General features: G+C 75.5%; 23 protein-coding genes. 14 read left to right on the top strand and 9 right to left on the bottom strand.

Translation table 11 applies throughout. The features are described 5' to 3' along the window. Positions 1-12 precede the first annotated feature (12 nt). Positions 13-2535, top strand: a complete 2523-nt coding sequence (locus ACI79B_RS00280) for an ATP-dependent Clp protease ATP-binding subunit (protein ID WP_456926092.1) — start codon at positions 13-15, stop codon at positions 2533-2535. A 446-nt stretch (positions 2536-2981) separates the two neighbouring features. Here the strand turns inward: ACI79B_RS00280 and ACI79B_RS00275 are convergent, their stop codons facing one another. Both ACI79B_RS00275 and ACI79B_RS00270 read right to left on the bottom strand, forming a co-directional pair. Then, positions 2982-4244: a DUF2254 family protein gene (locus tag ACI79B_RS00275; protein ID WP_456926090.1), complete on the bottom strand. Its 1263-nt coding sequence runs from the start codon at positions 4242-4244 to the stop codon at positions 2982-2984. Positions 4245-4351: 107 nt separating this feature from the next. After that, on the bottom strand, positions 4352-4729 hold the full coding sequence (locus ACI79B_RS00270; protein ID WP_456926089.1) for a DUF2267 domain-containing protein: 378 nt from the start codon (positions 4727-4729) through the stop codon (positions 4352-4354). A gap of 191 nt (positions 4730-4920) precedes the next feature. Between ACI79B_RS00270 and ACI79B_RS00265 the strand changes: the two genes are divergently transcribed. The 6 genes from ACI79B_RS00265 (at position 4921) to ACI79B_RS00240 (ending at position 9555) form a co-directional block, all read left to right on the top strand. Continuing rightward, positions 4921-5160 carry a hypothetical protein gene (locus tag ACI79B_RS00265; protein ID WP_456926088.1) on the top strand — a complete coding sequence of 80 codons (240 nt, stop codon included), beginning with the start codon at positions 4921-4923 and terminating at the stop codon, positions 5158-5160. A 240-nt stretch (positions 5161-5400) separates the two neighbouring features. Then, positions 5401-6555: a glutathione-independent formaldehyde dehydrogenase gene (locus tag ACI79B_RS00260; RefSeq protein WP_456926087.1), complete on the top strand. Its 1155-nt coding sequence runs from the start codon at positions 5401-5403 to the stop codon at positions 6553-6555. Position 6556: 1 nt separating this feature from the next. Continuing rightward, positions 6557-7132 (top strand): type 1 glutamine amidotransferase domain-containing protein, encoded by a 576-nt coding sequence (locus tag ACI79B_RS00255; RefSeq protein ID WP_456926086.1) that lies wholly within the window; start codon positions 6557-6559, stop codon positions 7130-7132. Continuing rightward, on the top strand, positions 7129-7617 hold the full coding sequence (locus ACI79B_RS00250; RefSeq protein ID WP_456926085.1) for a hypothetical protein: 489 nt from the start codon (positions 7129-7131) through the stop codon (positions 7615-7617). The genes ACI79B_RS00255 and ACI79B_RS00250 overlap by 4 nt, the downstream gene beginning before the upstream one ends. Continuing rightward, positions 7614-8789: a zinc-dependent alcohol dehydrogenase gene (locus ACI79B_RS00245; RefSeq protein ID WP_456926084.1), complete on the top strand. Its 1176-nt coding sequence runs from the start codon at positions 7614-7616 to the stop codon at positions 8787-8789. Before ACI79B_RS00250 ends, ACI79B_RS00245 begins: the two co-directional genes overlap by 4 nt. Before the next feature lie 91 nt (positions 8790-8880). Further along, positions 8881-9555: a DUF1345 domain-containing protein gene (locus ACI79B_RS00240; RefSeq protein WP_457000015.1), complete on the top strand. Its 675-nt coding sequence runs from the start codon at positions 8881-8883 to the stop codon at positions 9553-9555. A gap of 247 nt (positions 9556-9802) precedes the next feature. Here the strand turns inward: ACI79B_RS00240 and ACI79B_RS00235 are convergent, their stop codons facing one another. Continuing rightward, entirely contained in the window at positions 9803-10057 is a 255-nt protein-coding gene (locus ACI79B_RS00235) for a cation transporter dimerization domain-containing protein (protein ID WP_456926082.1), read from the bottom strand. A 315-nt stretch (positions 10058-10372) separates the two neighbouring features. Between ACI79B_RS00235 and ACI79B_RS00230 the strand changes: the two genes are divergently transcribed. Further along, positions 10373-11644: a PP2C family protein-serine/threonine phosphatase gene (locus ACI79B_RS00230; protein WP_456926081.1), complete on the top strand. Its 1272-nt coding sequence runs from the start codon at positions 10373-10375 to the stop codon at positions 11642-11644. 25 nt (positions 11645-11669) lie between these two features. On the opposite strand, the gene ACI79B_RS00225 is transcribed toward ACI79B_RS00230, so the two are convergent. Then, positions 11670-11987 (bottom strand): hypothetical protein, encoded by a 318-nt coding sequence (locus ACI79B_RS00225; RefSeq protein ID WP_456926080.1) that lies wholly within the window; start codon positions 11985-11987, stop codon positions 11670-11672. 131 nt (positions 11988-12118) lie between these two features. Here ACI79B_RS00225 and ACI79B_RS00220 point away from each other — a divergent pair, with 131 nt between their 5' ends. Next, positions 12119-13669, top strand: a complete 1551-nt coding sequence (locus tag ACI79B_RS00220) for a phospholipase D-like domain-containing protein (protein ID WP_456926079.1) — start codon at positions 12119-12121, stop codon at positions 13667-13669. An 11-nt stretch (positions 13670-13680) separates the two neighbouring features. Here ACI79B_RS00220 and ACI79B_RS00215 read toward each other — a convergent pair whose 3' ends face one another. The 3 genes from ACI79B_RS00215 to ACI79B_RS00205 are packed head-to-tail and all read right to left on the bottom strand — an operon-like array spanning position 13681 to position 17227. Continuing rightward, positions 13681-14982, bottom strand: coding sequence for a hypothetical protein (locus ACI79B_RS00215; RefSeq protein WP_456926078.1), 1302 nt, complete (start codon positions 14980-14982; stop codon positions 13681-13683). Further along, positions 14979-15383 carry a hypothetical protein gene (locus ACI79B_RS00210; RefSeq protein ID WP_456926077.1) on the bottom strand — a complete coding sequence of 135 codons (405 nt, stop codon included), beginning with the start codon at positions 15381-15383 and terminating at the stop codon, positions 14979-14981. Before ACI79B_RS00210 ends, ACI79B_RS00215 begins: the two co-directional genes overlap by 4 nt. Then, positions 15380-17227: a hypothetical protein gene (locus tag ACI79B_RS00205; protein ID WP_456926076.1), complete on the bottom strand. Its 1848-nt coding sequence runs from the start codon at positions 17225-17227 to the stop codon at positions 15380-15382. The genes ACI79B_RS00210 and ACI79B_RS00205 overlap by 4 nt, the downstream gene beginning before the upstream one ends. A 71-nt stretch (positions 17228-17298) precedes the next feature. On the opposite strand from ACI79B_RS00205, the gene ACI79B_RS00200 reads away from it, so the two are divergent. Further along, positions 17299-18063: a MerR family transcriptional regulator gene (locus tag ACI79B_RS00200; protein ID WP_456926075.1), complete on the top strand. Its 765-nt coding sequence runs from the start codon at positions 17299-17301 to the stop codon at positions 18061-18063. 13 nt (positions 18064-18076) lie between these two features. Here the strand turns inward: ACI79B_RS00200 and ACI79B_RS00195 are convergent, their stop codons facing one another. Both ACI79B_RS00195 and ACI79B_RS00190 read right to left on the bottom strand, forming a co-directional pair. After that, positions 18077-18841 (bottom strand): response regulator transcription factor, encoded by a 765-nt coding sequence (locus ACI79B_RS00195; RefSeq protein WP_456926074.1) that lies wholly within the window; start codon positions 18839-18841, stop codon positions 18077-18079. A 53-nt stretch (positions 18842-18894) separates the two neighbouring features. Next, the gene (locus ACI79B_RS00190; protein WP_456926073.1) at positions 18895-19119 is read right to left on the bottom strand and encodes a hypothetical protein; all 225 of its coding nucleotides are present in this window, start codon (positions 19117-19119) and stop codon (positions 18895-18897) included. Between the two features lie 76 nt (positions 19120-19195). Between ACI79B_RS00190 and ACI79B_RS00185 the strand changes: the two genes are divergently transcribed. Genes ACI79B_RS00185 through ACI79B_RS00170 form a run of 4 tightly spaced genes read left to right on the top strand, consistent with a single transcriptional unit; the run spans position 19196 to position 22646 of the window. Further along, positions 19196-20086, top strand: coding sequence for an arginase family protein (locus tag ACI79B_RS00185; protein WP_456926072.1), 891 nt, complete (start codon positions 19196-19198; stop codon positions 20084-20086). A gap of 40 nt (positions 20087-20126) precedes the next feature. Then, positions 20127-20900, top strand: a complete 774-nt coding sequence (locus ACI79B_RS00180) for an SDR family NAD(P)-dependent oxidoreductase (RefSeq protein WP_456926071.1) — start codon at positions 20127-20129, stop codon at positions 20898-20900. A gap of 9 nt (positions 20901-20909) precedes the next feature. Then, on the top strand, positions 20910-21437 hold the full coding sequence (locus ACI79B_RS00175) for a methyltransferase domain-containing protein (protein ID WP_456926070.1): 528 nt from the start codon (positions 20910-20912) through the stop codon (positions 21435-21437). A gap of 33 nt (positions 21438-21470) precedes the next feature. Then, complete coding sequence (locus ACI79B_RS00170) at positions 21471-22646, top strand: acyl-CoA dehydrogenase family protein (protein WP_456926069.1); 1176 nt, start codon at positions 21471-21473, stop codon at positions 22644-22646. Positions 22647-22683: the final 37 nt, after the last annotated feature.

Genomic DNA, 22683 nt, shown 5'->3' with positions numbered 1-22683 from the left:
GACGGACGAGCGATGACCAGCGGATACTTCCCAGGCCCGTACGGCAGCCCCTTCGACGACTTCTTCGCCCGGTACACGGGCGGCGCCCGCCAGCCCCGCCAGCGCGTCGACATCACCCAGTTCCTGAGCGAGCAGGCCAGGGAGCTGGTGAACGCGGCGGCGCGCCGGGCCGCCGAGGTGGGCAGCCCGGACCTCGACACCGACCACCTGCTGTGGGCGATGACCGAGGAGGAGCCGACGCGGCAGCTGATCGGCCGCGCGGGCGCCGACCCGGCGCAGCTGCGCGCCGAGCTCGACGGCCTGCCCCGTCGCGGCGAGCCGCGCGCCGAGCCGCCGGCCCTGACCCCCGCGGCCAAGCGCGCCCTCCTCGACGCCCACCAGGTCTCCCGAGCGCTGGGCTCCACCTACATCGGTGCCGAGCACCTGCTGTTCGCGCTGGCGGTCAACCCGGACTCGCCGGGCGGGCGGCTCCTGCGCCAGCGGGGCGTCACGCCGGAGGCCCTGCAGCAGGCCGCCAGCGGCGCGGGCGGCGGGCAGGGCGGGGCCGGCCGGCCCCCGTCGAGCACCCCGACGCTGGACGAGTACGGGCGCGACCTGACCGCGATGGCCCGCAACGGGGAGATCGACCCGGTGATCGGCCGGGAGCAGGAGATCGAGCAGACCGTCGAGGTGCTGTCCCGGCGCCGCAAGAACAACCCGGTGCTCATCGGGGAGGCCGGCGTCGGGAAGACCGCGATCGTCGAGGGGATCGCCGCCCAGATCGTCGACGGCGACGTCCCGGAGACCCTGCGCGGCCGCCGGGTGGTGGAGATCGACCTGACCGGCCTGGTGGCCGGCACCCGCTACCGCGGCGATTTCGAGGAGCGGCTGAAGAAGGTCATCGACGAGATCCGCGAGCACCGCGACGAGGTCATCGCGTTCATCGACGAGCTGCACACCGTCGTGGGCGCGGGGGCGAGCGAGGGCTCCGCCGGTGCCGGCAACATGCTCAAGCCGGCCCTGGCTCGCGGGGAGCTGCACGTCATCGGCGCCACGACGCTGGACGAGTACCGGCGCAACATCGAGAAGGACGCGGCCCTGGAGCGCCGGTTCCAGCCGATCCTGGTGGCCGAGCCGAGCGTCGAGGACACCGTGCAGATCCTCTGCGGCCTGCGCGACCGCTACGAGGCCCACCACCAGGTGCGCTTCACCGACGAGGCCGTCGTCGCGGCCGTGGAGCTCTCCGACCGCTACATCACCGACCGGCACCTGCCCGACAAGGCGATCGACCTCATCGACCAGGCGGGGGCCCGCGTGCGCCGCCGGGTGAAGACGCCCCCGACGGACCTGCGCGGGCTGGAGCAGGAGGTCGAGCGGCTGCAGCGGGAGAAGGACCAGGCGGTGGCGGGCGAGCAGTACGAGCGGGCCTCGGACCTGCGCGACCAGGTCGCCGAGGCCCAGCAGCGGCTCGAGCGGGCCCGGGACGGCGGCGGTGAGGGTCCGGGCGTCCCCGAGGTCGGGGTCGAGGACGTCGCCGAGGTGGTGTCCCGGGCCACCGGCATCCCGGTCAGCCAGCTCACGGAGGAGGAGATGGCGCGGCTGCTCGGCCTGGAGCAGCGGCTGCACGAGCGGGTGGTCGGGCAGGACGAGGCGGTCGAGGTCGTCGCCGAGGCGGTCCGGCGCAGCCGGGTGGGGCTGGGGGACCCCGACCGGCCGATCGGCAGTTTCCTCTTCCTCGGGCCCACCGGCGTCGGGAAGACGGAACTGGCCCGCGCCCTGGCCGAGGCGCTCTTCGGCGACGAGGACCGGATGATCCGGCTGGACATGAGCGAGTTCCAGGAGCGGCACACGGTCAGCCGGCTGGTCGGCTCCCCGCCCGGCTACGTCGGCTACGAGGACGCCGGACAGCTGACCGAGGCGGTCCGCCGCCGGCCGTACTCGGTGGTGCTGCTCGACGAGATCGAGAAGGCGCACCCCGACGTCTTCAACACGCTGCTGCAGCTGCTGGACGACGGCCGGCTCACCGACTCGCAGGGCCGCACGGTCGACTTCACGAACACCGTGGTGATCATGACCAGCAACCTCGGGTCGGAGGCGATCGTGAACGCCGGCCGCGGTCCGCTCGGCTTCACCGGCAACGGCAACGCCGGGGACGACCTGCGCAGCCAGGTCATGCGCCGGCTGCGGGAGTCATTCCGGCCGGAGTTCCTCAACCGGATCGACGAGATCGTGGTGTTCCAGCAGCTCGACGACACCCAGCTGGAGCGGATCACCGACCTGCTGCTCGACGAGACCCGCCGGCGGCTCAGGGCCCAGGGCATCGAGGTCGAGTTCACCCCGGAGGCGGTCAGCTGGCTCGCCGAGCGGGGGTTCGAGCCGCAGTTCGGCGCTCGCCCGCTGCGCCGGGCCATCCAGCGCGAGGTGGACAGCCGGCTCTCCCGGCTGATGCTCGACGGCCGGCTGCGCAGCGGCCAGCGAGTGCGCGTCATGGTCCGGGACGGCGACCTCGACCTCGAGGTGGAGGACGCGCGGGAGGCCGCGACGGCGCAGGCGTGAGCGGTCGCTCCGGTGCTCGGCCTGCGCCGGGCGAGGCGACGGCCCCGCAGTCCAGCGGCTGCGGGGCCGTCGTGGTCGGAGGAGCCGTCGTCGTGGGCTCGATGCCGGCCGAGGGGTCCACCCCCTCGTCGGCGTCCGGCTGGACGGGGCCCTCGCCCGGCTCGGAACCGGAGCCGGCGGTGTTCCGGGAGGATCGCTCCGGACCGGTCACGGCTGTGGTCGTCGGCCCCTGACCGATGCGCTTGACCGATGCGCTCGTGACCGATGCGCTCGGCGGCCTCCCCGGTCCCGGTCTCCTCCAGCTCGGAGGAGGAGCGCCCGCGCGAGGCCACTGCGTGCGCGCGTCGCCGGCCGTGGGGCCGGGCCGCTGGTGCCCGGGAGCGCGGGGGCGACGCTGCGTACAGCGGGGTCCTGGCGCCGCTGCGTCGACGGTGTGGCGGCTCGTCTCACGACCGGGCGGACGCCAGCCAGGGAGCGGCCTGCTCGCGGAGGCGCTCGTAGTCGGCTTCCAGCGTCAGCGACTCCTTCGCGGTGTCGAGGACGAGGCGCGCCTCCCGGACGAGGGGGGCGGTGCGGTCCGGTAGCCCCGCGTCCTCGAGCTGACCCACCAGCATCTCGATGGTGCTGAGCAGACAGCGGCCGATGGCCGGGGACTCCGCGCCCGCGAGGCGGACGCGCTCGAAGGCGGTGGAGACGTAGTCGCCGAACGACTGCCGGCGGGGGAGGAGGACCGCACGCCCGGCGCTCGCCGTTCGCCAGGCCGGTGGCAGGTCCCGCAGCAGCAGCGCGCGCAGGACGAGGCCGAGGTGCAGGACGACCTCGCGGACGGTGGTCGAGTCGCTGCTGCTCTGCGAGCCGGCGCGCTCGGCGACGTCGACGAGCAGGGTGATCCCGTAGCCGAGGTCCTGCTCCAGCGTCGGGTCCGCGCCGATCACGACGGCCGAGCGGACGGCCGCGGTCACGCGCTCGTCCGGCTCACCGGTCGGTCCCGTCCGGACCGTCGCCAGCAGGATCCCCTCGGACGCGAAGTCCCCGGCGCGCACCGCCAGCTCCACGGTCGTCTGCGGTGGCAGGGCGTCGAGCACGGTCTCGAGGTCGATCCGCTGGATCCAGCCGCTGTCGTGCGCCAGCACCGGGTGCCCCGGATCGTCGGCGCCCCGGGGGCTCGCGGCCGGGGGGACGGGCGGGTGGCCGCGGTCGAGCGGCGGGTGGGTGAGCTCGATGAGCCGGAGGCAGTTGTCGGTCATCCAGCGGATCACGCGGCCGACCTCGCCCCAGTGGGTGGCGTTGCGGAGGGCAAAGAGGACCAGAACCGCTGCCATGATCGGAACGGCGCACGTGACGGCCACGGACACCTGGGGCACCGGACCGCCGGCGTTCGGATCGGGGATCGCCCGGGCGACGAGGATCACGAAGGTCATCGCGCCGACGAGGGCCCCCAGCGCATGACGTTGCACGGGATCGGTGAGGAAGCGACGCCGGACCCGGGCGGACAGCGGTTCCGCGCTCATGTCGAGGGCGTACATCCGGACCATGAAGACGACCGAGATCACGAAGAGCAGGCTCGTGGCGAAGCCGGTGGTCAGGGCCTGCGCCACCGAGGTGCTGACGTGCAACCAGGACGGCGTCCGGTCCGGGCCGAGCCATCGGTCGAGCGCCAGCGTCCCGGCCGCCAGGGCCGCCCCGCCCGCGGCGTACAGGAGGGCCACGACGACGGGGTGGTCGGTCGGTGGCCTGAGGCCGAAGGCGGCAGAGGGACGCCGGCCGGCCGGCGTGCGCTGCGGGTCCGGTCGTGTCGGGGACACCACCGTCGGGCCTACGTCGATCCGGGCACGAGCCGGGCGAACTCCCCGCCCAGCTGGGACAGCACGTCGTCGAACTCGCCCGGTTCGACCGCGTCGCGGGTCGTGGCCAGCACGGCGACCATCCCCTCCCGCGCTTCCTGCTCGGGCAGCCGTGCCATCCGGGCGACCCGCCGGGCGAACTCGTCGGGTCCGAAGGGCTGCGCCTCCGGTTCCGGCGGGATGAGGTCGGCCTGCAGGGCCCCGGGCAGCTGGGCACGCAGGTCGTCGGCTTCGCCGGCGGTGAGCCGCTCGGCCAGCACGCGCAACGTCGCGTGGACGAGCGTCTCCGTCTCGTCGCGGGGGCGCGTGCCGCGGGCCTGCACGGACGAGACGAAGTCGTCGTACTGCACTGGTCCTCCTCCTCGCCGGAGACCGGACGCGTCGGACGCCCGCCGGTGCTCCCAACCTGGGGGATGCCGCCGGGGAACGCATCGGCAGACCTGCCGATGTGCGCGCGCCGTCCGGGTGCCGGTGCGGGAGCCGGGTAGCCCTCCTGCGACGCCGACCGCGGTGTCGAACTGCCGTCCCGGGGAGGACCACCATGCGAGTCGAGGACCTGTCGGGGGACGACGCCGCGGTGTACCGGGCCGTGACCGAGGCGGAGGTCGGTGCCGGCGCTCCGCACCTGCAGGACATCGCTCGTCGCGCCGGTCTGGACCTCGAGCGGGCGCGGGCCGCCGTCCACCGTCTGCTGCACAGCGAGCCGAAGATCCTGCACGAGGTCCCCGACACCAGCCGCACCGATCTGGGACCGGTGTACGAGCTGGCGCCCCGCACCTGACCCTGCGGACCCGTTCCTGCGCACGCCGGGGCCCGGTCCCCCGCCCCGCCTCCCGTCGTGACCGGGACGCGGGGGCCACCCGCCGTGGGCGCGCACTCCCCGACCCGGTCGGACCCCCAGGGGGACGTCGGCCGGCCCGGGATCGGCATGTCTGCCGATACCGGGCGGCCCGCCGCGCCGGGTGCAATCGAGGTCCCGACCCGAGCCGGGAGCGGGGACCACCCCTGACGAGGAGGCAGCGTGAAGGCAGTCGTCTACGAAGGGCCGCGGCAGGTCAGCGTCAAGGACGTACCGGACGCGCGGATCGAGCGGCCGACCGACGTCCTGGTGCGGATCACCTCGGCGAACATCTGCGGCTCGGACCTGCACATGTACGAGGGCCGGACCGACTTCGAGACCGGCCGCTGGTTCGGGCACGAGAACATGGGCCAGGTGGTCGAGGTCGGCGACGGGGTCGACAAGGTGCAGGTGGGCGACTGGGTCGTCCTGCCGTTCAACATCGCCTGTGGGCACTGCAAGAACTGCGAGCGGCAGCTCACTAACTACTGCCTGACCGCGCAGCCGGAGCCGAAGATGGCCGGCGCCGCCTACGGCTTCGCCGACATGGGCCCCTGGGCCGGTGGGCAGGCGGAGCTGCTGCGCGTGCCCTGGGGTGACTTCAACTGCCTGCGGCTGGGTGAGGACGCCGAGCAGCGCCAGACCGACTACGTGATGCTCGCCGACATCTTCCCGACCGGCTACCACGCCACCGAGATGGCCGGCGTGAAGCCCGGCGACCAGACGGTCATCTACGGCGCCGGCCCGGTCGGGCTGATGGCCGCCCTCTCGGCCACCATCCGGGGGGCCGGCAAGGTGATGGTCGTCGACCGGCACCCCGACCGGCTCAAGCTGGCCGAGTCGATCGGCGCGATCGCCATCGACGACTCGAAGGTCGATCCGGTGCAGGCCGTTCTCGAGCAGACCATGGGGCTGGGCGCGGACAACGGCTGCGAGTGCGTCGGCTACCAGGCGCACGAGCCCGACGGCCAGGAGCAGGCCAACCTGACGATGAACCGGCTGGTCGCCTCGGTGCGCTTCACCGGGACGATCGGCACCGTCGGCGTCTACGTGCCGCAGGACCCCGGCGCCAGCGACGAGCTGGCGAAGCAGGGCAAGCTCGCCTTCGACTTCGGCATGTTCTGGTTCAAGGGCCAGCACATCGGCAGCGGCCAGGCGCCGGTCAAGAAGTACAACCGGCAGCTGCGCGACCTCATCGCCGCGGGCAAGGCCGAGCCGTCGTTCATCGTGAGCCACGAGCTGCCGCTGGACCAGGCGCCGGAGGCCTACGAGCACTTCGATGCCCGGGACGAGGGCTGGACCAAGGTCGTCCTGCACCCGGCGATGGCGGGGAGCTGACGTGGCCGGGGAGCTGAACGGACGGCGGGTCGCGATCCTGGCGGCCGACGGGGTGGAGCGGGTCGAGCTGGAGCAGCCGCGCCGGGCTCTGGACGACGCGGGTGCGCGGACCGACGTGCTGTCGATCCACGACGGCGAGATCCAGGCGCGCAACAACGACCTCGAGGACGCCGGCACCTTCGGCGTCGACCGGCTGGTCGGCGCGGCGTCGGTGGACGAGTACGACGCGCTGCTGCTGCCGGGCGGCACGGTGAACCCGGACCAGCTGCGCATGCAGCCGGCGGCGGTCGAGTTCGTGCGGAACTTCGTCGAGTCGGGCAAGCCGGTGGCCAGCATCTGCCACGGGCCGTGGAACTTCGTCGAGGCCGACGTCGCGCGAGGACGGCGGCTGACGTCGTTCCCGAGCATCCGCACGGACCTGCGCAACGCCGGCGCCGAGGTGGTCGACGAGCAGGTGGTCACCGACGGCAACATCACCACCAGCCGGTCGCCCGACGACCTGCCGGCCTTCTGCGAGCGCATCGTGCAGGAGTTCGCGCGGGCACCGCAGACCGCCGCCGCGGGAGGTCGGGCATGACCACGTCCATCGGGAACGTGGCGTCCCTCGCCGCCCGCGCCGGCGGGAGCGTCGTCCGCCAGGTGCGGTCGGCCATCGACCCGTCCACCGCCCGGCCGGCCGGCGCGGGCCAGCCGGCGTCCGGATGGCTCGTGGTGACCGTGTTCCGCGAGCCGTCCGACGTCGACACCGCGCGGCTGCCCGCCCCCCTCGCGGGGTTCGGGGAGCGGATCGAGGTCCGCGTCCGCCCGGCCGCGGGCGGCAAGGGCACCGAGCTCGCGGCCCGGTTGCGCGACCGGCCGTCGCCGGGCACCGCCCTCGGCCGGCTGAGCGGCAGCGACCCGCAGGCCGACCTGCGGTCCGCGCTGCGCCAGGCCAAGCAGCTCATCGAGGTGGGCGAGGTGCTGGCGGTGGACCCGGCGCCGCACGGCAGGCGGACGGCGACCCCCGGTGGCGTGCTCCTGGAGGCGTGGACCCGGATGGCCCCCAGGGGAGGTGTGCGATGAAGGCGGTGACCTGGCGCGGGGTCAACGAGATCGGCGTCGAGGACGTCCCCGAGCCGAAGCTCCTCAACGACCACGACATCATCCTCGAGGTCGGCCTGTCGGTGACCTGCGGCTCCGACCTGCACCTGCTCGGCGGGTACATCCCCGCGATGCGCGCCGGTGACGTGCTCGGGCACGAGTTCATGGGCACGGTCGCCGAGGTCGGGGCCGGGGTGACCAAGCACCGGGTCGGCGACCGGGTGGTGGTGGTCTCCTTCATCGGCTGCGGGCAGTGCTGGTACTGCAAGCAGGGGCTGTGGTCGCTGTGCGACAACGGCAATCCCAACCCCGGGATCACCGAGGCGCTGTGGGGCCAGTCCATCGGCGGCTGCTTCGGCTACTCGCACGCGATGGGCGGCTGGGCGGGCAGCCACGCCCCCTACATCCGGGTGCCCTACGCCGACCAGGGCGCCTTCGCCATCCCCGACGGCGTCTCCGACGAGCGGGCGCTGTTCGCCTCCGACGCCGCACCCACCGGCTGGACCGGGGCGCACCAGGCCGAGGTCCGGCCGGGCGACGTCGTCGCGGTGTGGGGAGCCGGTGGCGTGGGCCAGATGGCCGCCCGCGCGGCCATGCTCATGGGCGCCGAGCGGGTCGTCGTCATCGACCGGTACGACAACCGGCTCGACCAGGTCCGCACGCACATCGGGGCGGAGACCCTCGACTACGAGGAGGTCGACGTCCCCGCGGAACTGCGGGAGATGTCCGGCGGGCGCGGTCCGGACGTCTGCATCGAGGCGGTGGGCATGGAGGCGCACAGCCCGGGCCCGCAGTACCTCTACGACCAGGTCAAGCAGCAGTTGCGGCTGCAGTCGGACCGGCCGACCGCCCTCCGGGAGGCCATCTACGCCTGCCGCAAGGGCGGGACGGTGTTCGCGCTGGGCGTGTTCGGCGGCCTGGTGGACAAGTTCCCGATGGGCGCGGTGATGAACAAGGCGCTGACCCTGCGCGGCGCCCAGCAGCACGGGCACCGCTACGTCCCGGAGATCCTCGAGCGGATGAGCCGGGACGAGGTGCGGACCGAGCACCTCGCCACCCACGTGATGCCGCTCGACGACGGGCCGAAGGGCTACCGGATGTTCAAGGAGAAGGAGGACGGGTGCGTCCGTGCGGTGTTCCGTCCGGGTGGCTGAGGCGACACCGGGCGGCCCACCGTACGGCCCGGCGCCGGGCCGTACGGTGGGCCGGCGCCGGGCCCCCGCCGGTCCGGTGCGGGGCGACCCGGTGAGCGCCGCACCCCGCACGACGGCGGTGGAGGCAGGCCCACGGCCGACGATCCTGTCGTGGCGCCGCCTGCTGATCTGCCTCGGCGGCGGCCTCGTCGCGGTCGGACTGACCACGGTCGCCGGTGTCCCCGAGCTCGCGATCCTCGTCGGCTGGGCCGTCGCCGCCGGCGGCCTGCTGTTCTGGGTGTGGCGGATCAGCTGGCCGCGCGACGCGGAGGGGACCAAACGCCTGGCCGAGGAGGAGGGGCAGACCCGGGTCACGGACACGGCCGTGCTGGGTGCGGCCGTGGCCAGCCTCGCCGCCGTCGTGGAGGCCCTCGTCCGGTCCAGCTCGGGGGACACCGTGGGGGTCGCCACCGTGGTGCTCGGCGTCCTGGTGGTGATCCTGTCGTGGGCGCTGGTCAACACGGTCTTCGCCCTCAAGTTCGCGCGCCACTACTACGCCGGTGGCGACGGCGGCATCGACTTCGGCCAGCGGGAGCCGCCCGCCTACAGCGACTTCGCCTACGTCGCGTTCACCGTCGGGATGAGCTTCGCGATGCCGGACACCCAGGTCGAGGACACGTCGATCCGCAAGGTCGCCCTCGGGCACGCTCTGCTGTCCTACCTGTTCGGCACCGTCGTGATCGCCGTGGCGGTGAACCTGGTGACCAACCTGGGGCAGCAGGGATAGCGCCGGGGTGACGGCCGACGCGGTGTCCACGGTGCTGCGCCCTCGACCAGCCGGCCACGGTGGGCGCACCTCCCGTGGCCGTGGAGGTGGACCCGTCGCCCGGCACGGACGTGCTCGGCGTGGTCGCAGTCGTGGTTGCAGTCCGAGTCCCCTCAGCTCCACCCGTGCGACCAGGGCGTCCCCCCGCGGGGAGGGCGCCCTGAGTCGTCTCCGGCTCCGGCGTGGCGCCGCACGGGTCCCTCGCCCGTCAGGCGGCGGTCGGGGACGGGGTGTGCTCCGGGAGCGAGGGGCAGGTGTGGATCGCCGCGGCCCGGAGCTCGGGGAGGTCGTGCACCAGCCGGTGCTCGGCGTCGTGGGCGAGGCGGTGGACGTCGGTCACGCTGAGCCGCCCGTCGATGTCGAGGTCGGCCTCGGCGTGCAGGCGGTGGCCGTCGCCGCCGGCGTGGTCCTCCGCCGGAGATCCCGTCCGTGACCGGAGGACCGAGGACCCGGCGGGGTGCATGCTGTGGGCGTCCGCAGCGGTCCAGCGCCGTCGTCCGCCCGGAGGACCGATGACCGAGTTCGTCGCCCTCGTCGCCGCAGGGGTCGTGGTCGTCGGCCTCGGCGTCCTGGCGGCCGGTTCCGTGCTGACCGCGGTCGGCTGGACGGCGGTGCGCCTCGTCCGGAACGGCGGGGACGGGGGTCCGGGTCCACTCGGCTCCACCCCTCGACCGGGGCCGGGTCCGCGGTGACACCGGTCAGGGCCTCGTCGTGCGGGGCCGGCGTCCCGCCGTCGTCGGCCGCACCGCGGCCGGTGCCCCCTCCCTAGGGTCGGGTCATGGCGATGCCACCGGTCTCCGGCCTGGACGTCGGTGTCCTGCTCGACCGGGTCGAGGGGACGGCGCCGATCGAGGCCCTGCGGGCCGCGGCGGAGGCGCTCGCGGAGATGCTCAGGGCCCGGGACCTGACCTTCCTGATCGCCGACTTCAGCGGCCGCGCCGTCGTCCGGCTCACCACGGGGATCGCCCGGGCCGAGGGCGGGCGCTCGCAGGCGGGCGCGCACGCGGAGACGCTGCCGCTGACGGGCACCGTGTACGAGCGGGTGCTGTGGACCCAGGAGGTCGACGTGCGCCCGCTCGACGACGGGGCCCGGGTGATCGCCCCGGTCAGCGACCGGGGGGACGCGATCGGGCTGCTGGAGCTCGTCCTGCCGGCGCTCCCGGACCCGGCGCTGGTCGCCGACGTCGCCGCCGCCGCGCACGCCCTGGCCTACGTCGTCGTCGCCGCCCGCCGGTACACCGACGTGTTCGAGTGGGGGCAGCGCACCACCCCGTTCTCCCTGGCCGCGGAGATCCAGCGCCGGCTGCTCCCGGCGTCCTACACCTGCGAGGCCGGGCAGTTCACCCTCGCCGGCTGGCTCGAGCCGGCCGCCTCGGTGGGCGGGGACACCTTCGACTACACGCTCAACCAGGACTCGCTGCACGTGTCGATCACCGATGCCGTCGGTCACGAGGTGCAGGCCGCCCTGCTGGCCACGCTGCTGGTGGGGGCCCTGCGCAACGCCCGCCGGAAGGGCCTGGACCTCGCGGGGCAGGCCCGCTACGCCAACGACGCCCTCGCCGACGGCGCCGCGCCCGGGCAGTTCGTCACCGGACAGCTCCTGCGCGTGCACCTGTCGTCCGGGACGGCCATGGTCGTGAACGCCGGTCACCCGCTGCCGCTGCGGCTGCGGGACCGCCGGGTCCAGGAGATCGGCCTGGACGTCGAGCCGCCGTTCGGTGTCGTGCCCCGCGCGTCGTTCCGGCCCCAGGAGTTCCGGTTGACCCCGGGGGACCGGGTCGTCCTCCTCACCGACGGGATGCAGGAGCGCAACGCCGCCGTCCTCGACGTCGCGGCGGCCCTCCGCGACACCGCGGACCTCCACCCCCGGCAGGTCGTCCAGGAGCTGGGGGCCGCGGTCCTGCGCGCGACCGGCGGCGACCTCCGTGACGACGCCACGGTGGTCTGCCTGGACTGGTACGGAGGTCCCCCGCGCCGCCGGGACAGCGCGCACGGCGCCGACGCCGGCCGCGCCTCGTCCGCACGGTCCCCCCACCGCCCGGACGCCTGACCGCGGGCACCCACCCCGCCGGGGGTCAGGACGGCCGGTCCGCCGCGCGCCCGGCGGCCCGGTCGCGCTCCCGCGACGCGAACTCGCGGGCGTCGCGGGCCTCGCGGCGGAGGCGCTCGCCGTGCTCCGGGCGGGTCCCGGCGAGCTGGTCGAGCGTGTCGGCGAGCCGCGTCTCGGTGTCGACGATGCTGCGGGCGGTCGAGGCGAGCGCGTCGGCCAGCTCCTCCCGCCGGAGCAGGAGGTCCGCGGCGCGGCGCCGCCCGGCCTCCGCCCGCCGGGCGAGGTGCCGGGTCCGGTCCGCCGCGCCGGCCGGCGGTGCCCCACCGTCCGCCCGGGACGCCATGGCCGACAGCGTGACGCACCGGCGAGCGCCGCGGCACCCCCGCGCCCCGGGACGACGGCGGGGACCGGGCCGCCCACCCCGACGGGGGACGGCGCGGCGCGGCTGCTTGCGCAGGTCGGCACACTGCCGGGGTGATCGAGAGCGCCGACTCCGCCGGGACGACCGCCCGCATCCCCTCCCTCCCGGCCCCCCGGACCGCTCCGGTCCCCACCCCGTCCGACGACACGCTGCTCGTCCCCGGGGAGACCTGCTGGCGAATCGAGCGCGCCGACCGGCACGCCGTGTTCGTCGACGCCGCCGACTACTTCGCCACCCTCAAGCGCGCGGTGCTGCGCGCCGAGCGGCGGGTGCTGTTCATCGGCTGGGACTTCGACCCGCGCATCCGGATGGACCCGCGCACGCCCGGCCGCGCCCGCGACGACCGCCTGGGCCGCGTGCTCGAGCACGCCGTCCGCACCAACCCGCGGCTGGAGATCGGCGTCCTGCAGTGGGACCTCGGCATGGTGGTGGCGCTGACCCGCCGCATGGCCCCGATCGTGCTGCTCGACCGGCGCACCCCCGACCGGCTGCGGTTCACCGTCGACACCCACCACCCGCTCGGCGGCGCGCACCACCAGAAGATCGTGGTCATCGACGACTGCCTGGCCTTCGCCGGCGGCATCGACGTCACCGCCGACCGCTGGGACACCTCCGAGCACCGCGACCGCCACCCGCTGCGGCACCGGCCGCACACGACCCGGCTGCGCGGCCCCTGGCACGACGTCACCAGCCTGGTGTCCGGCCCGGCCGCCCGGGCGATCGGCGACCTCGCCCGCGAGCGCTGGGAGAGCGGCACCGGGGAGCACCTGGAGCCGGTGACCGGCGTCGAGCCCTGCTGGCCCGAGGGGGTCGAGACCTTCCTCACCGACGTCGACGTGGCGGTCTCGCGCACCCGCCCCGAGTACGGCGGCGCCGAGCTGGTGCACGAGATCGAGCTGCTGTGGCTGGCCGTGGTCGCGGCCGCCCGGCGCACCGTCTACGTCGAGACGCAGTACTTCGCCAACCGCCGGGTCGCCGAGGCGATCGCCGAGCGGCTGCAGGAGCCCGACGGGCCGGAGTTCGTCGTCGTCCTGCCGCGGTCGGCCGACGGCTGGCTGGAGAGCAAGGCCATGGACACCGCCCGGGTCAAGCTGTTCGACGTGGTGTCCCGGGCCGACCGGTACGACCGGTTCCGGCTGCTCGTGCCGGTCACCGAGGAGCGCCGGCCGATCTACGTGCACGCCAAGGTGACCTGCCTCGACGACCGGCTGCTGCGGATCGGCTCGGCCAACCTCAACAACCGCTCGATGGGCCTGGACACCGAGTGCGACCTGTCGATCGAGGCCCGCACCGGCGACCCGCGCCGCGACGAGCTGGCCGCGGCGGTCCTGGGCATGCGCCACCGCCTGCTCGGCGAGCACCTCGGGGTCGGGCCGGAGGAGGTCGCGGCCGCGGTGGAGGAGCACGGCGGGTCGCTGGTGCGCGCCGTCGACGCGCTGATGCGCCCGACCGGGCGCTCGCTGGTGGCCTTCGAGGCGCCGGAGCTCGACCCGGTGAAGCGGCTGCTCGCCGAGACCGAGCTGCTCGACGCCGAGCAGACCCCGAACCGCTGGCGCCGCGTGAAGCGGGCCTTCGCCGGCCGCCGGCGCCGCCAGCGGGGCTGAGCGTGAGCGGGTCAGAAGCCGAAGAGCAGGCCGAGGCCCGCGACGGTGAACAGCACCATCACCAGGACCAGCGGCAGCTGGTCCGACGCCGGGGCCCGCGGCGCCACCCGCAGCGCCTTCTCGTGGGCCAGCAGCACGCCGACGACGTGGCCGAGGACGACCGCACCGACCTGCACCCAGGCGATGAGGTCCGGGCTCACCGCGCGCAGGTCCACCACGTTCGCCGCCGTCCCGAACAGGTCGGCGCCGGTGCCGAACGGGTCGCTGGCGAGGATCCACGTCGTCTGCCCGTCGAGGGCGAGCAGCGAGAAGTAGTGCGCCACCGTGTAGCCGACCGCGATCGGCACCACCGACGCCGCGTACAGCCGGGGCTGCGGGCCCAGCGGAAGGCGGCCGAGGCGGCCCGAGAGCCGGGTGCCGAGCAGGTACAGGACCGCGACCAGCGCGGTGCACGCGGCCAGCCCGACGGTGCCCGACAGCGTGTCGTCCGCCGCCCCCGGCCCGGTCTGCCACCACGCGGTGCGCGACAGCCCGTCGAAGCCGGTGGAGCCGAGCAGCACCACCACGACGGCGGCCAGCCCCCGGCTGTCCGGCCCGGCCATCGCATTGGTCAGCGGTGAGCGGACGACGACCACGCCGTCGTCGCGCCGGCCGACCACCGACAGCCGGGCGAGGACCGTGGAGTACACCTCGAAGCCGTCGCCGCGGGCGAACCACCCCTCGCCGAACCAGGCCGCCGCGGCCAGGTGCACGACCGCGTACGCACCGAGGAAGACCGCGACCGTGACCGGCGCCGACCGGCCCGGGTACACCAGCTCCAGCCAGACGAAGGCCAGCAGCGAACCGGCCGCCGGCCACAGGCCCAGGGCCGGCAGCCGGTCGGCGCCGCGCGGCGGACCGGCGAGCGTCCCCAGGCCGCGGGCGAGCAGCCGCAGCGGGTTGAGCACCCGCCACACCGGCCCGAGCAGCAGGCTCGCCGGCACCAGCCCGACCCAGAAGGTCACGTAGAGGACCCAGGGCGCGAGGTTGTCCGCCGTGTCGTCCGGGCCGCCCAGTGCCACCGCCAGCACCAGGACGGCGACGGCGAGGGCGACCGCCTGCAGGCCCCGGCGCAGCGGCGCGCTGTCCGCGGCGCGCTGCACCCAGGGCGGCAGCGGGTGCCCGGAGGCGGCGTCGCCGAGCCTCGGCCGGCGCCAGAACAGCAGCAGGACGGTGAAGCTGACCAGGATCGCCGCGCCCGCGCCGTAGAGCGCGAGGCCCAGGGGGAGCGGCAGGTCGGTGCGCGACCCGACGCCGTGGGCGAGGACGGTCACCCGACCTGCAGCGACAGCAGCACCGTGCCCGTCCCGTGCAGCTCCACCTCGAACACGCCGGGGACGTCGGCGGTGAACTCCACCGTCGCAGGCGCGCCGGGGGCCATCTCGGCCGTCCGGTCGTAGCCGTGCACGTGCACCTCGTCGGCGACGTCGCCGGTCACGGTGAGGGCCACCCGCTCCCCGAGGGGGACGGGGACCCGGCCGGTGTCGCCGGTGACCCGCCCGCCGGCGACCGCCACCGCGAGCACGCGGCCGGCCGGGGTGGTGGGGGCGGACGTCGACGCCTCCGGGGAGGGGGCGGGGGTCCCCGACGGCACGCCCGCGTCGGACGGCGCGGTCCCGGCACACCCGCTCAGGGCCACCACCGCGAGAGCGGCCAGGGCCAGGCGGCGGGTCACCGGCCGGCCCCGCTCGGCGCCGGGGCCGGGCTGTCCACCGGCCGGTCGGGGAAACGCTCGCCGGCGCTGCCGCGGCGCGAGTAGCGGCCCACGCCCCAGGAGATGGCCGCGACGATCGCGACCGTGCAGGCCAGGACGACGAGGTTGGCCGCCGTCCACAGCCCGCCGCCGGAGTCCTTGAGCTCCCGCTGCAGCAGGTCGACCTCCGGGATCGCCGCGCGGGTCACCCCGTCGGTGGCGGCGATCTCCTCGGCCGGGATGGCCGGGTCCTCGGGCAGGTAGACCGGCACCGCGGTGAGCACGCGGCCGTCGTGGATGCGCAGCATCGTCTTCCAGTCGTCGTGCACCGGCACCGGCTCGGTGGTCCGGTACTCGCCCGGCCCGGTGCGCTCGAGGTCGGTGACGACCAGCCCCTGGCCCTGCCACGCGGTGATCTGCACCCACGCCGGGTCGTCGAGGGCGTCGGCGGGGTCCAGCCGCACGGTGACGTCCGCCGTCCGCGGGTCGGCGGTGACGTCCTCGATCGCGAGGGTGGCCTCGAGGTCGTCGGGCACGGTCGCGACCAGGCCGTTGGCCACGCCGCCGGCGAGGGCCAGCAGGCTGAGGACGAGCACGCCGCGGGCCACGGCGGGGCGGGGCAGCCGGCGGCGCAGGCCGAGCGCGAGCAGCGCGCCGAGCAGCCCGCCCGCGACGCCGCCGACGACGGCCATGAGGGTGCCCTCGACCAGGACGTCGCCGTTCCACTCGAGCACCTGGGTGACCCGGGTCCAGAGCCCCTCGACCGCGGTGCCGACCGTGCCGACCAGCACGCCGGCGACCGCGCCGAAGGCCAGCGGGCGGCGGGCCAGCGGCCAGGCCAGCGCCAGCAGCTCGACCAGCAGCGCGGAGCCGAGGTAGAGCGGGAACTGCGGCGTGATCTCGCCGAGGACCGGCCCGACGACGACGGCGATCGTGCCGCGGACGACGAGGAAGAACCCGGCGGCGGCCAGTGCCCCGCCGCGGCCCATCCAGAGCCGGGCGGCGACCAGCGCGGCCCCCGCGGCGCCGGCGATCATGAACGGCTCGAGGACCAGGCGGAACTGGGGGACGTCGAAGTCGAACTCGCCCTGGAACACCGACAGGCCCAGCAGCAGGCCGCCCATGGCCGAGGCCTGGCGCAGGAACCGGGCGCGGTTGCCCACCCTCCGGCCGCCGTCGTCGGTGGACAGCCCGCCGTGGCCCTCCATCTCCAGCACCAGCAGGCCGACGATCGACAGGCCGGCGCCGCCGATGAGCATGAGGTGGGTGGGGCCCCACAGCGTGACGTCCTGGCCGAACAGGCGGTGCCAGACGTCGTCGAGGGGGAAGCCGAGCAGGGCGTAGAAGCCCGCCGCGGTCAGCAGCACGCCGCCGACGGGCACGTCCCAGCCGCGGACGAACCGGACGGCGGCCGGGCCGGGGCGCTCGTCCAGCGGCATGGAGCAGGCCAGCACGCCGCCGGCGAAGACCCCGAACAGGCCGAACAGGATCAGGTAGTGCGCCGGGTTGGCCAGCGGGCCCTCGTCGCGGCCGACGCCGATGTGCAGCGCGATGTCCCACATCATCCCGAGCAGCGCGACCAGCAGCGACGCCGTCGTCAGCACGGTCGGGAGGGCGACCCAGCCGGGGACGTGGGTGGCCCGGCCGAGGGCGTCCCCTGCGCGGGCGAGCACCGTGGTCCGGCGGGTGCGGTGCGCCCACACCAGGCCGAGCAGGGCGGCGGTGAGGGCGAACCCGATGGCGGAGGCGAGCACGATCTCGCCGAGGGCGGCACCGCCGGCGGGACGGTCCTCCACGGCGAGCAGCACGGGTCCCAGGGACGTCACGCCGCCATAGAACACCGATCTACGTAACATCGCAAAGTGACACATGTCCATACCGTTACGATCGGGTCCTGATGGAGGCTGAGGAACGGGCTGCCGAGGGCGACCGGGAGCGGGAGCTGACGGTCGACGAGCTCGCCGCGCGGGTGGGCATCACCGTGCGCAACGTGCGGGCGTACGCGGCCCGCGGATTGCTCCCCCCGCCCCGGCTGGTGGGGCGCACCGGCTACTACGGCCCCGAGCACGTCGCCCGGCTGCTGCTGGTGCGCGAGATGCTCGCCGAGGGCTACTCGCTCGCCGTCATCGAACGGACGCTGGCCACCGCCCCCGCGGTCGGCGGCTCGGCCGCCCTCGCGCTGCACCGCGCCCTGCTCGCGCCCTGGCTGCCGCCGGAGCCGGAGGAGACCACCGCCGAGGAGCTCGCCGCCCGGGCGGGCGTGCCGGTGGACCCGGCCACCGTCGACGAGATGGTCCGGCTCGGCCTGGTCGAGCGGCTCGACGACGGCCGGCTGCGGGTCAACGACCCGCCGCTGCTGACCGCGGGCCTGCAGGTCGTCCAGCTCGGCGTGCCGCCGTCGGCGCTCATCGCCGCCCAGGCCCGGGTCATCGAGTTGGTGCGGGAGATCGCGGCCACCTACGTCGGCATGTTCGTCGAGACCGGGTGGCGCGCGCTGTTCGCGGAGGGCTCGCCGCCGGACCAGCTCGACCGGGTGCGGGCCGTGGTCGACCGGCTGCAGCCGGCCGCCGCGCAGGCGCTGCTGGCGAGCTTCCGCACGGAGATGGCCGCCGCGGTCGGCGCTGCGGTCGAGGCCGAGCTGGGCGCGCTCGCCGAGGACTGAGCCGGGGCGCCCGTCAGCCGGCCCGGCGCCGGGGCTCCGGCAGGATGCCCAGCTCGCGCGCCCGGTCGACGGCCAGCAGGCGGTCGTGGCGGTCCAGCTTCCGGTAGGCGTTCTCCAGGTGCTTGCGCACCGTGCGGTCGCTGATCCCCAGCAACCGCGCGACGGCGTCGGAGGTCAGTCCGGCGCCGACGTGGCCCAGCACCTCGACCTCGCGGGCGGTGAGCCCCGGCCGCCCGTCCGCCGCGGCGCCCTCCGGTGCCGCCGTCGCCGCGCCGACGGTCCGGTCCAGCAGCGCCAGGACCGGCTGCACGGCGCGGGCCGACGCCAGCTCCGCGTCGGTGAAGTCGGCCCCGCGGCGGTTGACCGTCCAGACCCGGCTGCCGCCGGCAGTCCGGCGCGCGGTCACGATCGTCATCTGGTGCTCGGCGCCGCCCGGCCGGAGCATCTCCACGTAGGCCGGGGACCGCAGCAGCTCCGCCCGCGTCGCCACGTCGCTCAGCCGCCGCGGGGCGGGGAGGCCGCGGGACCGGTCGGCGCGGTAGCTGCGCACCACCGGGTGCCCGTCGGCGAGGTCCAGCAGCTGCCGCGCCAGGTCGCCGGCGGGCCGCCCGCCCCGCGGGTGACGCTCCACCTCGGCCGACCGGCTGCCCAGGTCGAGCGCGACGCGGCCGACGAAGTCGGCGCCCAGGAGGTCCGCCAGGCTCTCCGCGACCACGCGCAGGTACTCGTCCCGGTCCACGACCCCGTCGAGCCGGTCGGTGAGTCCCGCCGCCGGCATCCGTGTCCTCGACAAGGCGACTCCCGCCACTCGCCGCCGGAGGTGTGCGGAGGTCAGCCTGGCACCGGCCCGCCCGGCCCGCGAGGGGGCCGGCCGGCCGACGGCTCGTCGATGCGCTCGTGGGAACCGTCGAGCCCGTCGCGCTCGCGGGCGGCCAGCCGCCGGTCGCGCACCACGGCGGCGACGACGACCGCGACGAGGACCGCCGCCGGCACGAAGAACCCGGCGGTGGCGATCAGGCTCAACCCGTCGGTCGCCAGGACGCTCGTGCCGGACACGTCCCCCATGTGACACCGATCGATGTCACGGTGTCAAACCGGCGCCCCTGTCGGCACCCGGCGGTAGGACACCGGCATGAGCCCGCGCCGCCCGCTCGACCTGCTGGCCGCCCCGTCCAGCGCCGCGGCGCACTGGCCCGGGCAGGAGCGCGCCTGGGCGGCCCTGGCCGCGGCGGGCCTGGCGGAGGAGCTCGGGCGGGCGCGGGAGGTCGCCGTCCGGGAGCTGTTCCCGCCGGTCCGGTGGGCCGCCGGCCCGGCCCCGGCGGGGCGGGTGCGCGACGCCGCCCGCGTGGCCGGCGGCCTGGCCGCGGTGCGGGACGCGGTGGCCGCGACGCTGCGGGCCGGCCGGCTGCCGGTCGTGGTCGGCGGCGAGTGCACGACGACGGTCGGGCTGGTCGCCGGCGCCCGCGCGGCCGGCCGCTCCCCGGGGCTGGTGTACGTCGACGGCGGCGTCGACCTGCGCACGCCGGCCGACGACCCGACCGGCGTCGCGGACTCGATGGCGCTGGCCCACGTGCTGGCCCTGCCCGGGTGCGACCCCGACCTGCTCGCGGTCGGCCCGGTCCGGCCGCTGCTCGCGGTGGACGACGTCGTGGCGGTGGGCGTTCGGGACGCCGAGCCGGACGCGACGACGGTGCGCCGGATCGGCCTCGCCGCCGTCCCGGCCGGCGTGGTGGCGGCCGACCCCGACGGCGCCGCCGCGGAGGCCGCCGCGGCGGTCGACGGGCCCGACGGCTTCCTCGTGCACCTCGACGTCGACGTCGTCGAGTTCCTCGACCTGCCGCTGGCCGACGTGCCGGACCACGGGCGGGGGCTGCCGCTCGACGCCGTCGCCGCGGTGCTGCGCCGGCTGTGCGCCGAGGACGGCTTCGCCGGCCTGTGCCTCACCGAGGTCAACCCCGACCACGCGCCGGACCCGGGCGAGGTCGCCCGGCTGGTGGCGGCCCTCACCGCCGCGCTGGCCTGAGCGGCGGTTCCGGCCGGGCGCGGCGGGGGAGGAGCAGGGCATGGCCACCACGACCTTCGACTTCACCGGTTCCGTCGTCCTCGTCACCGGCGGTGGGACCGGCATCGGCCTGGCGATCACCCGGGCCTTCCTCGACGCCGGCGCCACCGTCGCGATCACCGGCCGCCGGCGGGAGCGGCTGGAGTCCGCCCTCGAGGGCGTGCCCGCCGGGCGCGGGGCGGCGCTGCCCGCGGACGTCTCCGACCCGGCCCAGGTGCGGCGGCTGGTCGCCGACGTCGTCGACCGGTTCGGCCGGCTCGACGTGGTGGTCAGCAACGCCGCCGGCTACGAGAGCGGGGAGGTCACCGACCTCGCCGACGACGCGTGGGAGCGGATGCGCGCCACCAACGTCGACGCGTTCTTCCACCTCGCCAAGGCCGCGCTGCCGCGCCTGGCGGAGTCGGGCGGCAACCTGGTCGCCGTCTCCTCGGTGTCCGGGCTGCGCGGGGACTGGGGGCAGGCCGGCTACAACGCCACCAAGGCCGCGGTGACCAACTTCGTGCGGTCGCTGGCGCTGGACTGGGGCCCGCGCGGCGTGCGGCTCAACGCCGTCGCACCGGCCTTCACGTTCACCGAGCTGAACGCCGACGCCCCCCGCGACGAGGAGTCGCTGGCGCCCTTCCGCAACCGCATCGCGCTGGGCCGCCCGGGGGAGCCCGAGGACATCGCGCCGTCGGTGCTGTTCCTCGCCTCCGAGGGCGCGCGGTACGTCACCGGCGCGGTGCTGGCCGTCGACGGCGGCACCAGCGCCTCCACCGGCCAGGCCCACGTCTGAGGTGCACGGGTGACCGCCCGCGCCGCCTCCGACCGGCTGGCGTTCGTCGCCGGCGTGGTCGCGGCCGCGCCGGGGGAGCGGGTGCTGGAGGTCGGCTGCGGCGCAGGCGTGCTGGTCACGGAGCTCGCGGCAGCGGTCGGCGGCGGGCGGGTGGTCGCGGTGGACCGGTCGGCGCGGATGGCCGCCGCGGCCGCCCGCCGCAACCGGGCGGCGGTCGACGCCGGCCGGGTGCGGGTGGTCGCGGCGCCGCTGCTCGACGCCGACCTCGCCGGCGAGCGCTTCGACGCCGTCGTCGCCGTCGACGTCCGGGCGTTCTGGACGGCCCCGGCGCCGGAGTGGGACGTCGTCGCGCGGGTGCTGGACCCGGGCGGGCACGTGGTCCTCGGGTTCTCGGTGATGCGCCCGGACGACCGAGACCGGGTGCGGGCGGCCGCGGCGGGGCCGGCGGGGGAGCGCGGGCTCGCGGTGACCGCGACGGCGGAGGCGGCCACGGTCCCGTTCCCGACGGCCGTGATCGAGCTGCGCCGTGCCGGGTAGGGGAGGGGCACCCACCGACCGGAGGACCCTGCGATGACCGACGAGCTGCCCGGCGACCTCTACGGCTACGAGACGCTGCTGGACGACGACGAGCGCAAGGAGCTGGCGGGCATCCGGCGCTTCCTGGCCGAGGAGGTCAAGCCGCGGGTCAACGACGCCTGGGCGGCGTCGGAGTTCCCGATGGACCTGGTGCCGCGGTTCGCCGAGGAGGGCATGGTCGGGCGCAGCTACGACCTGGAGCACCGGCCGCGCGCCTCGCGGCTGTTCACCGGGTTCATCGCGCTGGAGGCCGCGCGGGTCGACCCGTCGATGGCCACGTTCCTCGGCGTGCACAACGGCCTGTCGATGGGCTCGATCGTGCTGCTGGGCTCCGACGAGCAGCGCGCGCGGTGGGTGCCGGACATGGTCGCGCTGGAGAAGATCGGCGCGTTCGCGCTCACCGAGCCGCACGGCGGCTCCGACGTCGCTCGCGGGCTGGAGACCACCGCCCGCCGCGACGGCGACGGGTGGGTCATCGACGGCGCCAAGCGGTGGATCGGCAACGGCACCATCGCCGACGTCGTCGTGGTCTTCGCCCGCGACGTCGCCGACGACGCGGTGAAGACCTTCGTCGTCGAGAAGGGCACGCCCGGGTTCACGCCCACGAAGATGGAGGGCAAGTACGCCCTGCGCACCGTGCAGAACGCCGACATCGTCTTCGACGGCTGCCGCGTGCCCGCCGAGAACAAGCTCGAGCACGGCAACTCCTTCAAGGACGTCAACCGGGTGCTCAAGCTGACCCGCGGCGGCGTCGCGTGGTCGGCGGTCGGCTGCCAGATGGGCGCCTTCGAGGCGGCGGTCGCCTACGCCAGGGAGCGGGAGCAGTTCGGCCGCCCGATCGGCGGCTTCCAGCTCATCCAGGACCTGCTCGCCCGGATGGCCGGCAACGTGACCGCGAGCCTGGGCATGGCGGTGCGGGTGTCGCAGCTGCAGGAGGAGGGCGTGTTCAAGGACGAGCAGGCGGCGCTGGCCAAGGCGTTCGTCACCGGCCGCGCCCGCGAGACGGTGGCCCTGGCCCGCGAGCTGTTCGGCGGCAACGGGATCCTGCTGGAGAACGACGTCGTGCGGTACTTCGCCGACGCCGAGGCCCTCTACTCCTACGAGGGCACGCGGGAGATCAACAGCCTGATCGTCGGGCGGGCGCTGACCGGGCTGAGCGCCTTCGTCTGAGCGCCTTCGTCCGAGCGCCTTCGTCCCAGACGGGCCC

It is taken from the genome of Geodermatophilus sp. SYSU D00879, from assembly GCF_054050375.1.
This window is presented reverse-complemented; position numbering and strand designations above follow the sequence as displayed.